Annotated in this window: 14 protein-coding genes; 11 read left to right on the top strand and 3 right to left on the bottom strand. The window is 63.1% G+C overall.

Going from position 1 to position 14,825, the window contains the following annotated elements; genetic code table 11:
* The first annotated feature begins 46 nt into the window (after nt 1-46).
* Nucleotides 47-1,036, top strand: coding sequence for a protein-methionine-sulfoxide reductase catalytic subunit MsrP (gene msrP / locus ACZCWR_RS00335; protein WP_487301809.1), 990 nt, complete (start codon nt 47-49; stop codon nt 1,034-1,036).
* Between the two features lie 3 nt (nt 1,037-1,039).
* Nucleotides 1,040-1,681: a protein-methionine-sulfoxide reductase heme-binding subunit MsrQ gene (gene msrQ / locus ACZCWR_RS00330; protein WP_487301808.1), complete on the top strand. Its 642-nt coding sequence runs from the start codon at nt 1,040-1,042 to the stop codon at nt 1,679-1,681.
* A gap of 55 nt (nt 1,682-1,736) precedes the next feature.
* Here msrQ and lysA read toward each other — a convergent pair whose 3' ends face one another.
* Together lysA and lptM are read right to left on the bottom strand one after the other, a co-directional pair.
* On the bottom strand, nt 1,737-3,002 hold the full coding sequence (gene lysA / locus ACZCWR_RS00325) for a diaminopimelate decarboxylase (RefSeq protein WP_487301807.1): 1,266 nt from the start codon (nt 3,000-3,002) through the stop codon (nt 1,737-1,739).
* A 45-nt stretch (nt 3,003-3,047) separates the two neighbouring features.
* Nucleotides 3,048-3,305, bottom strand: coding sequence for an LPS translocon maturation chaperone LptM (lptM, locus tag ACZCWR_RS00320; RefSeq protein WP_487301806.1), 258 nt, complete (start codon nt 3,303-3,305; stop codon nt 3,048-3,050).
* Between the two features lie 65 nt (nt 3,306-3,370).
* On the opposite strand from lptM, the gene cyaY reads away from it, so the two are divergent.
* The gene (cyaY, locus tag ACZCWR_RS00315) at nt 3,371-3,691 is read left to right on the top strand and encodes an iron donor protein CyaY (protein ID WP_487301805.1); all 321 of its coding nucleotides are present in this window, start codon (nt 3,371-3,373) and stop codon (nt 3,689-3,691) included.
* Between the two features lie 32 nt (nt 3,692-3,723).
* On the opposite strand, the gene ACZCWR_RS00310 is transcribed toward cyaY, so the two are convergent.
* Nucleotides 3,724-6,144 (bottom strand): penicillin-binding protein 1A, encoded by a 2,421-nt coding sequence (locus ACZCWR_RS00310; protein WP_487301804.1) that lies wholly within the window; start codon nt 6,142-6,144, stop codon nt 3,724-3,726.
* A gap of 316 nt (nt 6,145-6,460) precedes the next feature.
* Here ACZCWR_RS00310 and pilM point away from each other — a divergent pair, with 316 nt between their 5' ends.
* The 8 genes from pilM (at nt 6,461) to ugpB (ending at nt 14,824) form a co-directional block, all read left to right on the top strand.
* The gene (gene pilM, locus ACZCWR_RS00305) at nt 6,461-7,462 is read left to right on the top strand and encodes a type IV pilus biogenesis protein PilM (protein WP_487301803.1); all 1,002 of its coding nucleotides are present in this window, start codon (nt 6,461-6,463) and stop codon (nt 7,460-7,462) included.
* Nucleotides 7,459-8,136 carry a PilN domain-containing protein gene (locus ACZCWR_RS00300; RefSeq protein ID WP_487301802.1) on the top strand — a complete coding sequence of 226 codons (678 nt, stop codon included), beginning with the start codon at nt 7,459-7,461 and terminating at the stop codon, nt 8,134-8,136. The genes pilM and ACZCWR_RS00300 overlap by 4 nt, the downstream gene beginning before the upstream one ends.
* The gene (locus tag ACZCWR_RS00295; protein ID WP_487301801.1) at nt 8,133-8,975 is read left to right on the top strand and encodes a type 4a pilus biogenesis protein PilO; all 843 of its coding nucleotides are present in this window, start codon (nt 8,133-8,135) and stop codon (nt 8,973-8,975) included. The genes ACZCWR_RS00300 and ACZCWR_RS00295 overlap by 4 nt, the downstream gene beginning before the upstream one ends.
* Nucleotides 8,972-10,453, top strand: a complete 1,482-nt coding sequence (locus ACZCWR_RS00290) for a type IV pilus secretin PilQ (protein WP_487301800.1) — start codon at nt 8,972-8,974, stop codon at nt 10,451-10,453. The genes ACZCWR_RS00295 and ACZCWR_RS00290 overlap by 4 nt, the downstream gene beginning before the upstream one ends.
* A 99-nt stretch (nt 10,454-10,552) precedes the next feature.
* Entirely contained in the window at nt 10,553-11,098 is a 546-nt protein-coding gene (locus ACZCWR_RS00285; protein WP_487301799.1) for a shikimate kinase, read from the top strand.
* A gap of 16 nt (nt 11,099-11,114) precedes the next feature.
* Entirely contained in the window at nt 11,115-12,191 is a 1,077-nt protein-coding gene (gene aroB / locus ACZCWR_RS00280; RefSeq protein ID WP_487303197.1) for a 3-dehydroquinate synthase, read from the top strand.
* A gap of 42 nt (nt 12,192-12,233) precedes the next feature.
* The gene (locus tag ACZCWR_RS00275; protein WP_487301798.1) at nt 12,234-13,454 is read left to right on the top strand and encodes a deoxyguanosinetriphosphate triphosphohydrolase; all 1,221 of its coding nucleotides are present in this window, start codon (nt 12,234-12,236) and stop codon (nt 13,452-13,454) included.
* A gap of 44 nt (nt 13,455-13,498) precedes the next feature.
* Complete coding sequence (gene ugpB / locus ACZCWR_RS00270; RefSeq protein WP_487301797.1) at nt 13,499-14,824, top strand: sn-glycerol-3-phosphate ABC transporter substrate-binding protein UgpB; 1,326 nt, start codon at nt 13,499-13,501, stop codon at nt 14,822-14,824.
* Nucleotide 14,825: the final 1 nt, after the last annotated feature.

Here is a 14,825-nt window from a genome sequence, read left to right as displayed (position 1 = left end):
GATGCGGTGCGTGAGCAAAACGCGCCGCGAAACCAGGGAAAGTTTTATGTGGATCAGACGTAACCGTAATTTGTATGGCGATGACATCGCCAGTCACGAAATCACGCCGCGCGCCGTGTTCGAGAACCGGCGGCGCGCGCTGCGCTCCATTGGCGCGCTCGCCGCGAGCGGGATGGCGGGTGCAAGCGGCATCGCGCATGCGACGCTGACTTCGCCCGACGCGAAAGGCCAGAAGCTCGCCGCGACAACGAACGCAAAATTCGTCGCGCTCGACAAGGTCACGCCGCTCAAGGACATCACGAGCTACAACAATTTCTACGAGTTCGGCACCGACAAGGGCGATCCCGTCGAACATGCGGGGACGTTGAAGCCGCGTCCGTGGAAAGTGTCCGTGGAAGGCGCGATCAAGAATCCGAAGGTGTACGACATCGACGAACTGCTGAAGCTCGCGCCGCTCGAAGAACGCGTGTACCGGCTGCGTTGCGTCGAAGGCTGGTCGATGGTGATTCCGTGGATCGGCGTGTCGCTTTCGGAACTTATCAAGCGCGCCGAGCCGACGAGCAACGCGAAATACGTGCAATTCATCACGCTGGCCGATCCGTCGCAGATGCCGGGTCTGTCCACGCCGATCCTCGAATGGCCGTACTCGGAAGGCCTGCGCATGGACGAAGCGATGAACCCGCTCACGCTGCTCACCGTCGGCCTGTACGGCGAAGTGCTGCCGAACCAGAACGGCGCGCCGGTGCGCGTGGTCGTGCCGTGGAAGTACGGATTCAAGAGCGCGAAATCGCTGGTGAAGATTCGCTTCGTCGAGAAGCAGCCGCCGACGAGCTGGAATCTCTACGCGCCGAGCGAGTACGGGTTCTTCTCGAACGTGAACCCGAACGTCGATCATCCGCGCTGGAGCCAGGCGACGGAGCGGCGCATCGGCGAGGACGGGTTTTTCACGCCGAAGCGCAAGACGCTCATGTTCAACGGATACGGCGATCAGGTCGCGTCGCTGTATGCGGGCATGGACCTGAAGAAGAATTTTTGAGCGATGCCGGGCGCTTCTGAAATCGAACGAACGAGCACGGCGCGAAGGCCGCGCGGATGGATCGTGCCGGCGAAAGTGATCGTGTTCGTCGCGATGCTGTATCCGCTCGCGCGGCTCGTGTTGTACGGCGTGACGGACCGGTTGGGCGCGAATCCGATCGAGTTCATCACGCGTTCGACCGGGCTTTGGACGCTCGTTTATCTGTGCATCACGCTTGCGATCACGCCGGTGCGGCGGCTGACGGGCATCAACGCGCTCGCGCGCTTTCGACGCATGATCGGCCTGTATGCGTTCTTCTTCGCGGTGCTGCACTTCACCACGTATATCTGGTTCGACAAATGGTTCGATGTCGCCGCGATCCTGAAGGACATCGGCAAGCGGCCGTTCATCACGGTGGGATTCGCGGCGTTTGTGTTGTTGATCGCGCTGGCGGTGACATCGCCGAAAGCGATGGTGAGGAAGCTCGGGCGGCGCTGGCAGACGCTGCATCGCGCGATCTATCTGATTGCGGTGCTCGCCATCCTCCATTACTGGTGGATGCGCGCGGGCAAGCACGATCTCGCGTGGCCGAAGTTTTACGCCGCGGTCATGATCGTGTTGCTGGGATGGCGTGTGATTACGTGGCTTCGAACGCGCCGCGCATAAAAAAAGCGATGCTTATCAAGGCATCGCTTTTTCTCGGCGTGATGAAGCACCAAACTCAATCCGGCAAAACCGATTCCCCGGCAAACAACTCCACCACCTTCTCCCGCTCACGAACCAAATGCACGCGCTCGCCATCGACCATGACTTCGGCGGCGCGCGGACGCGTGTTGTAGTTCGAACTCATCGTGAAGCCATACGCGCCCGCCGAACAGATGGCGAGCAGATCGCCCGGTTCGACGGCGAGATGGCGATCACGCCCGAGCCAGTCCCCGCTCTCGCACACCGGACCCACCACATCGTATTCATGCGCCGTCACGCTCGCGCGCTCGACCACCGGCACGATGCGGTGATAAGCCTCATACATGGCAGGACGCGCGAGGTCGTTCATCGCGGCATCGACGATGGCGAAATTCTTTTCCTCGCCCGGCTTCAGATATTCGATGCGCGTGAGCAGCACGCCCGCATTGCCAACCAGCGAGCGCCCCGGCTCGAAATACACTTCGCGCTCGCCGTGCTTGCGCTTCTCGATATGCGAAAGCACGGTGCGCACGAAGTCGCCGATATCCGGCGGCGTTTCGTCGTCGTAAGTGATGCCCAGACCGCCGCCCACATCGACGTGGTGAATGTGCATGCCGTCCGCTTCGATCTGTTCGACGAGTTCGAGCAGCTTGTCCACGGCATCGAGATAGGGGCTGACTTCGGTGATCTGCGAGCCGATATGACAGTCGATGCCGATCACATCGAGATTCGTCATGGCGTGCGCCTGGCGATACGTGGCGCGCGCATCGCTGAAGGCGACGCCGAACTTGTTCGACTTGAGGCCGGTGGAAATGTACGGATGCGTCTTCGCATCGACATCAGGATTCACGCGCAGCGACACCGGCGCTTTCTTGCCGAGCGACTTCGCGACTTCATTGAGCGCGTGCAGCTCGGGAATGGATTCGACGTTGAAGCACTTCACGCCCGCGTTCAACGCCTCGCGCATTTCGGCCGCGCTCTTGCCCACGCCCGAAAACACCGAATTCGATGCCTTTCCGCCCGCCGCGATCACGCGCGCCAACTCACCCGACGACACGATATCGAAGCCCGCGCCCAGTCGCGCGAACACGTTGAGCACCGCGATATTGCTGTTCGCCTTGACCGCGACATGCACCGTGGCGCGACGGCCCGCGCAGGCATCGGCGTAAGCGCGATAGGCGCGTGTCAATGCATCGCGCGAATAGACGTAAAGCGGCGTGCCGAACTGATCCGCGAGCGATGCGGCGGAGACACCTTCGGCATGCAGCACGCCGTCGACCGTGTGGAATGCGGAATCACTCATGCTTGGAATCGATAATGCGCCGTGACGACGCGTGAGACAGGCAGATCAGTAAGCGGATGAAGGAGCCGATTTCAGTTCGGTGTCCGGCGCAAGTTCAACAGGCTGACCCGATGTATCCGGAACTTCACCCGCATCCGAGGCGGGAGCAGGAGCGGCTTTCGAAGTGGGCGTATCCTGAAGATCCGCGGGACGCTGCGGCATGGGCGGGACTTGCGGCAAGTACAGGGCGCCGCGCTGACCACAACCGCCGAGTGTGAGGACGGCACCGATGCTCAAACCAAGAGCCGCTACAATCGCGCTCATCTTCGCGGTTATCCTGACAGCGACTCGCATGTCCATCCCTATACATTGAATCGATGGAGTTTAGCATGACAGACCAGGAATACCTGACGCTCGCGGAGGCCGCGCTGACGGCCATCGAGCGCGCAGTGGACGAGGCGGAAGCCGACATCGAATTCGAACGAAGCGGCAATGTTTTGACGCTGGAATTCGAGAATCGCACGAAGGTGATCGTGAACCTTCAGCCGCCGAAACACGAGATCTGGCTCGCGGCGAAGGCCGGCGGTTTTCACTACAAGTACGTGGATGGCGCGTGGCGCGATACGCGCGACAACAGCGAATTTTTCGCCACGCTCAGCAAGTATTCGACGGAGCAGGCGGGCGAGCCGATCCGCTTCAAGAAAGCGTGACCGGCTCGTGAATCGCCGCGGGAAGCGGCGTTTTACTGCCCCTTGAACAGATTCATGATGTCCTGCTTTTCCTGCTCGCCCACCTCGGGCGCAGGCGCAGTCGAGGGCGCAGCGACACCCGACACGCCGCCTTCCTGCGGCGGCGCCTGACTCACGCCGATGGTCGCGACGAATCCGTGGCCCGGCGTCATGTCGTCGTAGTACAGCTCGCCGCCTAGTTGCTTCACATCGGGCGGCATCAACGGTTTCCATTCCGGCACGCCTTGCAACGCGCGGCGCATGTAGTCCATCCACACCGGCAGCGCGAGCCCGCCGCCCGTTTCCTTGTCGCCAAGGCTGCGCGGATTGTCATAGCCGATCCACGCAATCGCCACCAGCGAGCGCTGATAACCGGCGAACCATGCATCGCGCGAATCGTTGGTCGTGCCCGTCTTGCCGGCGATGTCCGTCCGCTTGAGTTCGTTGGTCTTCGCGCCCGTGCCGTGTTGCGCGACGCCGAGCAGCAGGCTGTTCATCACATACGCGTTACGCGGCGTGATGGCGAGCGGCGCGCTTTGCTGCGCGATGAGCGGCTGCGGATGCGACACGACTTGCCCATAAGGATCGGTGATATCGGCGATCAGATACGGATTCACGCGATACCCGCCGTTCGCGAACACCGCATAGCCCGCCGCCATCTGCAACGGCGTGACGAGACCCGCGCCGAGCGCCATCGGCAAGTAGGCGGGCTGCTTATCCGCGTCGAAGCCGAAGCGCGTGACGTATTGCTGCGCGTACTTCGTGCCGATGTTGTTCAGGATACGGATCGACACCATGTTCTTCGAGCGCTGCAGCGCGGAGCGCATGGTCATCGGTCCGTCGAAGCCGCCGCCGTAGTTCTTCGGCTCCCACGCTTGCCCGCCGGTTTCGGCGGCGGTGAAGAACAGCGGGCCGTCATTGATGATCGTCGCCGGAGACAAACCCTTTTCCAGCGACGCCGAATAGACGAACGGCTTGAAGCTCGAGCCCGGCTGGCGCCAGGCCTGCGTCGCGTGGTTGAACTTGTTCTTGTTGAAATCGAAGCCACCGACGAGCGCGCGGATCGCGCCGTCCTGCGGCACCATCGAAACGAGTGCGCCTTCGACTTGCGGCAACTGCGTGATGACCCAGTTGCCGTCGTCGTTTTTCATCAGGCGGATGATCGCGCCGGGGCGAATGCGCGCATTCGGCTGCGCCTTCGGTCCGAGCGCGAAGGCGGCAAAGCGCAGATCGCTGCCGCTGACCGTCGCCGAGTTGCCATCGATGAAGCTCGCCTTCACTTCCTTCGGGCTCGCCGACGTGACGACCGCCGCGACGATCTCGCCGTTGTCGGGATGCTCGGCGAGGGCATCGTCGATGGCTTGTTCGCGATCGTCCGGATCTTTCGGCAAATCGATATATCCTTCCGGCCCGCGATAACCGTGACGATGCTCGTAGTCCATCAAGCCTTTGCGCACGGCGTGATAGGCGGCGTCCTGATCGGCGGAATCGATGGTCGTCACCACGTTCAGGCCGCGCGTGTACGCTTCCTCGCGATATTGCGCGTAGAGCATCTGCCGCACCATTTCCGCGACGTACTCGGCATGCACGCTGAACTCGCGCCCCTGACCCTTCACCACGAGCGGTTGCTTCGCCGCCGTTTCGTATTCTTCCTGCGTGATGAAATTCAGCTCGCGCATGCGTTGCAGGATGTACTCCTGCCGCACTTTCGCGCGCTTCGGATTCACCACCGGGTTATACGCCGACGGCGCTTTCGGCAAGCCCGCGAGCATGGCCGATTCCGCCAGCGTCAGATCCTTCATGTCCTTGCCGAAGTACACCCGCGCCGCGCTCGCGAAACCGTACGCGCGCTGCCCGAGATAGATCTGATTCATATAGACCTCGAGAATCTGATCCTTCGTCAGCGCGCGTTCGATCTTGTACGCGAGCAGCATCTCGTAGATTTTGCGCGTGTAGGTCTTTTCGCTGGACAAAAAGAAGTTGCGCGCCACCTGCATGGTGATCGTGCTCGCACCCTGCGATGCATGACCGTTGGACAACGCCACCGTGCCCGCGCGAAGAATGCCGGTGAGATCGACGCCGCCGTGATCGTAAAAACGCGCGTCCTCGATGGCGAGCACCGCTTTCTTCAAATGATCGGGAACATCCTTGATGCGCACGACGCTGCGCCGCTCCTCGCCGAATTCACCGATCAGCACATGATCCGCCGTATAGATGCGCAACGGCACCTTCGGCTTGTAATCGGTAAGCGCTTCGAGCGAAGGCAGATTCGGCATGGCGACGACGAGCGCGTAGCCGAGCACGAGGCCCGCGCAGACGATCAACGCAAAGACGCTGATGAAGAATCCGAAGATCAGACGTTGCAGCCAGGAACGGCGCTTCGGCGTTTTCGGTTCAGGCGATTGTGACGAGTTGGACGGGGAAGAAGATTGCATGGCACCACCAAAAACAATCCCGCGATTATAGCTGTCCGGTATCGGGAGATTTCCGGACGCTTACACCGGATGCGCCGCGAGACGGGCCGCACCGATTCGTCTGTTCGTTCGTCACTCCTTTAATTCGCCTGATGTTCCGCCTGCTCGAACCACGCGCGGCCTGTCTCCTCAAGATACGCGCGATTGCGTGACGAAGCATCTTCTCATCGCGCTCCTATGCCATTCGGACGAATGTTCGCCGCGCGCGTTGCTCACCACAATTCTCTCTCGACAGCGCCGCACCGGTTCGGCGCGAAGGTGAAGAAAGAGGAATGTCATGAGCAGTCAGGAAAAGAAGTTACGCGGCTCGATTCTGAGCGTCACGCGGCGGCATGCGGCAGGGATCGATGTGAGCGATGACGGCGTGCGGCTCGTCATTCTCAGCCGGAGGATTCGGGCGGTGTCGGCGGTGTGCGTCGAGCGGCTCGAATGGGTGCCGCTCGCGGAGGGCGCAGTCGTGAACGGCGATTTCGTCGATCACGCGGCGGTCGTCGCGGCGCTGCGCGAGGCGTTCGGGCGTCTGCCGGGAAATGGATCGTGGCGCGCGCTGCGTTGCGCGATGGGTTTGCACGAATCGGCGACGCTCACCATGACCGTGCCGCTTGCGCGCCTGATGGACGCCTGCGAGCAACGCGCCATCTCGGGCCGCGATCCGTCCGGCCTGCTCGAACCGGCGGTGCTGGCGGAAGCGGAGCGGGCGTCGGGCATCGAGCGTGGCGCGCTGGCCGTGGACTGGTCCGTCGAGGCGCACGAGGATGGTGAAGCGCGCGTGTCGATCGCGGCGACCGCGCGGCGGCATGTCGAGGCGCGCGTGGAAGTGGCGGGGGCGGCGGGTATCGCGCTGTCCGCGATCGATGGCGAAGCGGCCGGTGCGCTGCGCGCGATGCGTCATTCCGGCAGCGTCGAACTCGATCCCGATGCGCGTTATCTCGTCTGCTGGCTGACGAGCGGCGGCCTGCACGGCTGGCTGATCGATGGCGGTTCGGTCGAATACGAGGTGCGTTATCCCGCGCCGGAGTATCGCGGCATCGGCGAGGCGTTGCGCGATCTCGCGGGCGGTCGCGCGCCGCTCGATTGCATCTATCTGAGCGGCGATATCGATTTGATGGCCCGCGCCGCGCTGCCGCTGCCCCTGCTCTCGGCGATGTTCAACTGCCCCGCGTTGCCGTTCGAAGCCGCGCCGTATTGCAATGGCGCCGCCGAACCCGACGACGCGCTCAGGTTCTCGCCGCGCTTCGCGGTTGCCTTCGGGCTGGCCTTGCGCGAGGTGATGCAGTGACGCACGCGCTCATTCGGGAAGGGTTCAATCTGCTGCCGCATCGGTCGCGCAGACGGCGCGAGATTCGCCGCCAGCGGCTCGCGATATTCGCGGTGGCGAGTCTGACCGGCTTCGCGGCAGTCGGCGCGGTGACGGGCTGGGACGCGTTCGAACGCATTCGTCTGGACGAACGGCGCGGCGCGATCGAAGCATCGATGAAGGCATCGCACGCGCAAACGGAGGACTACGCGCGGCTCATGCGCGAGCAGGCCGAGCGCCGCCGCGCCCGCGATGACGCTTTGCCGCTCGCCGCGCCGCGTGACCGCTTTCTGACGCTGCTCGAAGCGCTCGCCGATGGACCGCTGCCGCAAGGCGTCGTGCTCCAGCGCGTGACCCAGCGCGCGGGCGAAGTCGAGCTGGCAGCGCTCGCGCCCGAATCGCAGACGGCGGCGGCGTGGCTCAAGCGTCTGGAAAAGCTGAATGGCGTGCAGTCGGTCGAGGTCATCGAGATGAAGCGGCGCGTTGAAGGTGCGGCGGGTAAGCGTCGTGCCGAAGCGCCGGTCAACGGGCATTACGAATTCACCGCGCTCGTGCGATACGAACGCCGCGATGCGCCTGCTAGCGCGACGAAGGTTTCGGGCAAGAGTGGGCGCTTTATGAATGCAGCGAAATCATCGGAAGGGAGCGCGCAATGAACACGATGACGATGAACTTTCCCACGCGCCCGCGCAGGTTGCTTCAGCCTTTGGGAACATGGTCCACGCGAGGCGTGACGGCGAGCGCGTGCGGTATCGCGGCGATCTGTTTTGCGCTCGGTCTCTACGCGTGGCGCGAGTCTGGTCTGAGCCACACGGAGGCGAGCCGCGCCGCGCTTGTTGCCGCGCAGGCGAAGGCGGAGCAAACGCGCCGTCTTATCGTGGAGCTTCCGGTGTTGCGGGCGCGCGAGGCTGCGTCCGGTTCGACACTCAAGTCCTGGACCGCCGCCGATGCCTTGCAGGACATCGCGCAGCGGGCGGCGCAGAACGGCTTGCGCGTGACGGGCATCGAACCGAAGCAAATGGATGCGTCCCAGCGCGCGTTCGAATTTCACGCGGAGGGCGCGTTCCCCGAAATCCGGCGCTTTCTCGAATCGCTGACTGATCTGCCGCGCCTCGTGGTTCCTGAGCGCACGCGAATCGAACGGCATGGCGGCGTGCTGGGCATCGATACGACCTTGCGCCTGTACGACGCGTTGCCCGCCGTGCCGCTCGCGGAACCTGCACGCGCCGATGCCTTCGTCGTCGATCCGTTCGGCAAGGAGCGCGCGGGAGGATTCGCGCGGGGTGCGGATCTTTTGCTGGTCGGCACGCTCGTCGGCCGAAAACGTGGGATGGCGCTGATACAGAGCGGGCCGTCTGCAAACGACATCGACGGATTCGTGCCGGGTCAGGCGATCGGCGATGAACGGCTGGGACGCATCGCGCCGAAGGCCGTCGAACTGGCGAGCATCGATGGTGCGTCGCGCTCGCTGGCGTTCGCGGAGGATGGGAAATGAGCGGCCAACGCGTCCGGGCGACGCTGCTCGCCATCATCTTGAACACGGCGCGGCTCGCTTTCGCAGCAGAAAGCGAAGCGCCGCTGCCGCCGCTCCCCGAAACCATCGATACGCTTTCGACGGACCTGAGCGTGCCGCCAACCACGCCCGTGCCTACCGCGAGCGCGGACGTCCCGAAACCCGAACCCGCCGAAACCGCCGAACCGCTCGAAGGCCCGCCCGTGCCGCTTGCGCCGCCCGCGCGCCTAAGTAGCACAACGGACGAAAAGAACGACGGCAAACCCATCACGCTGAATCTGAAAAACGCCGACCTGAGCGCCGCGCTTCAGGCGTTCGCGCGCTTCGCGGGCATCAACGTGATCGCGAGCGACAAGGTGCGCGGCACGGTCTCGCTCAGTCTCGCCGATGTCCCGTGGCGGCGCGCTTTCGACACCCTGCTCGACGTCAACGGCCTGGCGATGGAGCGGCACGGCAACGTCATCTGGGTCGCGCCGTTCGCGGAACTCGCGGCGCGCGAGAAACTGCGCTTCGAGGCCCACGCGCGGGCTGCCGATCTCGAACCGCTCGCGAGCCGCACCTTTGTTCTGCAATACCCGCGCGCCGACGATGTACGCAAGCTCCTGACCGGCGCAGGCAATCAGCGCGTGCTGTCCAAACGCGGCTCCGCGACCGCCGACGCGCGTACCAATCTCCTGTTCGTCACCGATCTGGACGCGCGCATCAAACAGATTGCCGACCTGATCGCGCTGATCGACAAGCCGACGCCGCAGGTCATGATCGAGGCGAAAATCGTCGAGGGCGAAGTGGGGCTGTCGCGCGATCTCGGCGTCAAAATGAGCGTGGCGCCGCAGAATACGCCTGCCACGGGCATCGCTGGTGGCAAGGAGGGTGTGGTATACGATCTGTCGGCGGGGCCGATCAACGGTTTCGACGCCGCCACCGCCGGATTGACGCTGTTCGTCGCGCAGGCCACGCGGCTTCTGAACGTCGAACTGAGCGCGCTGGAAGCCGAAGGGCGCGGCAAAATCGTGTCGCGGCCGCGCGTGGTGACGGCCGATCGCGTGAAATCGGTCGTCGAGCAGGGCATGGAGGTGCCGTATCAGGCCAAGGTCGGCAACGGCATGTCGGGCGTGCAGTTTCGGCGCGCAACGCTCAAACTGGAGGTCGAGCCGCAAATCACGCCGCATGGCCACGTCATTCTGGATCTCGACATCACGAAGGACAGCGTCGGCGAGCAGACGGCGAACGGTCCGGCTATCCATACCAAGCACGTTCAGACGCGCGTGGAAGTGGAAAACGGCGGGACGGTGGCCATCGGCGGGATTTATTCGGATGACGAACGCGACGACACCACCGGCGTCCCCGTGCTCTCGAAGCTGCCGCTGCTCGGCTGGCTGTTCCGGCACGACGCCAGACGCACGTCGAACAGCGAGCTGGTCATTCTGATCACGCCAAACGTGGTGGCATCTGGCGGCTAGTCAGCGGGACGGCTCAAGCGCCGCGAAACTCGACAAAACGGGCGGTTTGCACTTAAGCTGCCGCACGAACGAAAATCGATCAACGGGAAGGAAAACGAGTTGCAGGAAGGGCACGCACACGCGAACATTTTTTTCGTCGGACTCATGGGGGCGGGTAAAACCACCGTGGGCCGCGCGGTTGCGCGCCGTCTGCAGCGCTCGTTCATCGATTCGGATCACGAAATCGAGGCGCGCACGGGTGCGCGTATTCCGGTGATCTGGGAACTGGAAGGCGAAGCGGGCTTTCGTCTGCGTGAAGCGAATGTCATCGATGAACTCTCGCAGCGCGATGGCATCGTGCTTGCGACGGGCGGCGGCGCGGTGCTGCGGCCGGAGAATCGCGAACATCTGAAGAATCGCGGCACCGTCATTTATCTGCGGGCCAATCCGCACGATCTCTGGCAGCGCACGCGGCGCGACAAGAATCGCCCGCTGCTGCAAACGGACGATCCGCGCGGCAAGCTCGAAACGCTGTTTGCGACACGCGACCCGCTCTATCAGGAGACCGCGCATTTCGTGGTCGAGACCGGGCGGCCTACCGTGAACGCACTCGTCAACATGGTCCTGATGCAACTGGAGGTGGCCGGCGTCATCAAGCCGGCCTGAAGATCACATGACCACCATGAATACCGTCAACGTCGAACTGGGCGAGCGCGCCTATCCCATTCATATCGGTGCGGGGCTGATCGACAAGACCGAACTGTTCGCGCCGCATATCAAGGGTGCGTCGGTCGCCATCGTCACGAACTCGACGGTCGATCCGCTCTATGGCGATAAGCTGCGCGCCGCGCTGGCTCCGCTCGGCAAGAAGGTGACGACCGTCGTCCTGCCCGATGGCGAAGCCCACAAGAACTGGCAAACGCTCAATCAAATTTTCGATGCGTTGCTGACCGGCCGCGCCGATCGCAAGACCACGCTGATCGCGCTCGGCGGCGGCGTGGTCGGCGACATGACCGGCTTCGCGGCGGCGTGCTACATGCGCGGCGTGGCGTTCATTCAGGTGCCGACGACGCTGTTGTCGCAAGTGGATTCGTCGGTCGGCGGCAAGACGGGCATCAATCATCCGCTCGGCAAGAACATGATCGGCGCGTTCTATCAGCCGCAGGCGGTGATCGCGGATATCGGCGCGCTGCACACGCTGCCGGAGCGCGAACTGGCTGCGGGTCTCGCGGAAGTCATCAAGACCGCCGCGATCAAGGACGCCGAGTTCTTCCAGTGGATCGAGCAGAACATCGACAAGCTGAACGCGCAGGATGAAGCCGCGCTCGCGCATGCGGTGAAGCGTTCGTGCGAGATCAAATCGTCGGTGGTGGCATCCGACGAACGCGAAGGCGGCCAGCGCGCGGTGCTCAACTTCGGTCATACGTTCGGTCATGCCATTGAAGCGGGACTGGGCTACGGCGAATGGCTGCACGGCGAAGCGGTCGGCTGCGGCATGGTGATGGCGGCGGATCTGTCCGTGCGGCTCGGCAGGCTCGACGACACCGCGCGTCAACGCCTCGTGCGCGTGATCGAAGCGGCGAAGCTGCCCATCGTCGCGCCCAGGCTCGGCGACGACCGTTATGTCGATCTGATGCGCGTGGACAAGAAAGCCGAAGCAGGCGAGATCAAGTTCATCCTGCTGACGCGCTTCGGTGCCACCGAAATTACCGGCGCGCCCGATCAGGCGGTACGCGCGACGCTCGCGGCGAGCGTCTGACCGACGCGCCGGGGCCTGAACCACGACGAATCGGAGCAGCCGGTGAGCAACATCAAACGTGTAGTACCGTCGGGCGTGCCGTCATCGCTCGATCTGGAAGCGCATCTCGCGCCGTACGCGGCGCGGTCCTCGCAATCGCGCGGAAGGCGTCATGCGGAAACGCCGCCCGCCGCGCGCACGGAGTTTCAGCGCGACCGCGACCGTATCGTGCATTCGACGGCGTTCAGGCGGCTCGAATACAAGACGCAGGTGTTCGTCAATCACGAAGGCGATCTGTTCCGCACGCGGCTCACGCACAGTCTGGAAGTCGCGCAGATCGCGCGGTCGGTGGCGCGCAATCTGCGGCTGAACGAAGATCTCGTCGAAGCCATTTCGCTCGCGCACGATCTCGGCCATACGCCGTTCGGCCATGCCGGACAGGACGCGCTGCACGACTGCATGCGCGATCACGGCGGCTTCGAGCACAACCTGCAAAGTCTCGCGGTCGTCGATCAACTCGAAGAACACTACGGCGCGTTCGATGGCCTGAACCTGTGCTTCGAGACGCGCGAAGGCATTCTCAAACATTGCTCGCGCGAAAATGCACGCAAATTCGGCGATCTCGGCGAACGTTTTCTGACCAACAAGCAGCCGTCGCTTGAAGCGCAGATCGCCAATCTCGCGGATGAAATCGCCTACAACAATCACGATGTCGATGACGGCCTGCGCTCCGGCCTGCTCACGCTCGATCAGCTTTCCGAAGTGAGCCTTTGGCACACACATTTCGATGCAGCACGCGCGGAATATCCCGATATCGAAGGGCGCAGGCTGATTCACGAGACCGTGCGGCGGATCATCAACACGCTGATCGTCGATCTGATCGATAACACCAGCCGCAATCTCGCGCGTGTCGCGCCGCAATCGCTGGACGATGTGCGCAATGCGCCCGCGCTCGTCGCCCACAGCGATGAGGTCGCTGCCCAGGCCGCCACGCTCAAGCGCTTTCTGTTCAAGAACCTCTACCGGCACTATCGCGTGATGCGCATGGCGAACAAGGCGCGACGCGTCGTGACCGGCCTGTTCGATGCCTTCACCGACGACCCGCGCCTCTTGCCGCCCGCCTATCAGTCGCGCACGCCAGCGGCCGAAGAAGCCGCCAACGATGCCGCCGCGCCCATGCACGGCAGTTCCCAGACGCGCCTCATCGCGCATTACATCGCGGGCATGACAGACCGCTATGCGTTGAAGGAGTATCAACGCCTTTTTGTCATCGACAACAACTAACATCGCGCGTTCAAAGCGCGAAATCCTTCGAAGGAGACATATCGATGAGCAGCAAGCCCTTGTTCCGCTCGATCACGGCGGCCGCCGTTCTGGCGTTCGGCGTGAATGGCGTGGCGCACGCCGCGACGGAAATCCAGTTCTGGCACGCGATGGAAGCCGCGCTCGGCGAACGCGTGAACGACATCGCGAAGGACTTCAACGCATCGCAGAGCGATTACACGATCGTCCCCGTGTTCAAGGGCACGTATGACCAGGCGCTGGCGGCGGGCATCGCGGCGTATCGCAGCGGCAATGCGCCCGCCATCCTGCAAGTCTATGAAGTCGGCACCGCCACGATGATGCAGGCGAAAAAGGCCGTCATTCCCGTCTCCGATGTGTTCAAACAAGCAGGCGTGCCGCTCGACGAAAAGGCGTTCGTGCCGACCATCGCGAGCTATTACAGCGATGCAAAAACCGGCCATCTCGTCTCGATGCCGTTCAACAGTTCCACGCCCGTTCTCTACTACAACAAGGACGCGTTCAAGAAAGCCGGCCTCGATCCGAACCAGCCGCCCAAGACCTGGGCCGATGTCGAAGCCGACGCGAAGAAGCTGAAGGCAGCGGGTTATTCGTGCGGCTATTCGTCGGGCTGGCAAAGCTGGATCCAACTGGAAAACTACAGCGCGTGGCACGCCGCGCCGTTCGCGACGAAGAACAACGGCTTCGACGGACTGGACGCGCAACTCGAATTCAACAAGCCGCTGCAAGTCGCGCATATCCAGTTCCTTCAGAGCATGGCGAAGGAAGGCACGTTCACTTACGTGGGCCGCAAGGACGAGCCGGTGTCGAAGTTCTATAGCGGCGATTGCGGCATCATCACGAACTCGTCGGGGTCGCGCGCGACCATCGGCAAATATGCGAAGTTCGATTACGGCGTCGGCATGATGCCCTACGATGCCAACGTGAAGGGCGCACCGCAGAACGCGATCATCGGCGGCGCGAGTCTTTGGGTTTTGGCGGGCAAAGATCCGAACGTGTACAAGGGCGTCGCGAAGTTCCTCGCTTATCTGGCCACGCCTGCGGTGGCGGCGAAGTGGCATCAGGACACAGGTTATCTGCCGGTCACGCAGGCCGCTTACGAACTCACGCAGAAGCAGGGCTTCTACGACAAGAATCCCGGTGCGGATATCGCCATCAAGCAGATGTTGAACAAGCCGCCGCTTCCCTACACGAAGGGTCTGCGTCTGGGCAACATGCCGCAGATTCGCACCATCGTCGATGAAGAACTGGAGCAAGTCTGGGCGGAGAAGAAGACGCCGCAGCAGGCGCTCGATTCATCCGTTGCGCGCGGCGACGAATTGCTGCGCCGGTTCGAAAAAGCGGGCAACTAAG

It is taken from the genome of Caballeronia sp. A2-2, assembly GCF_057612605.2.
The sequence above is the reverse complement of the archived record's forward strand: the minus strand, read 5'-3'. Positions and strand labels throughout refer to the sequence as shown.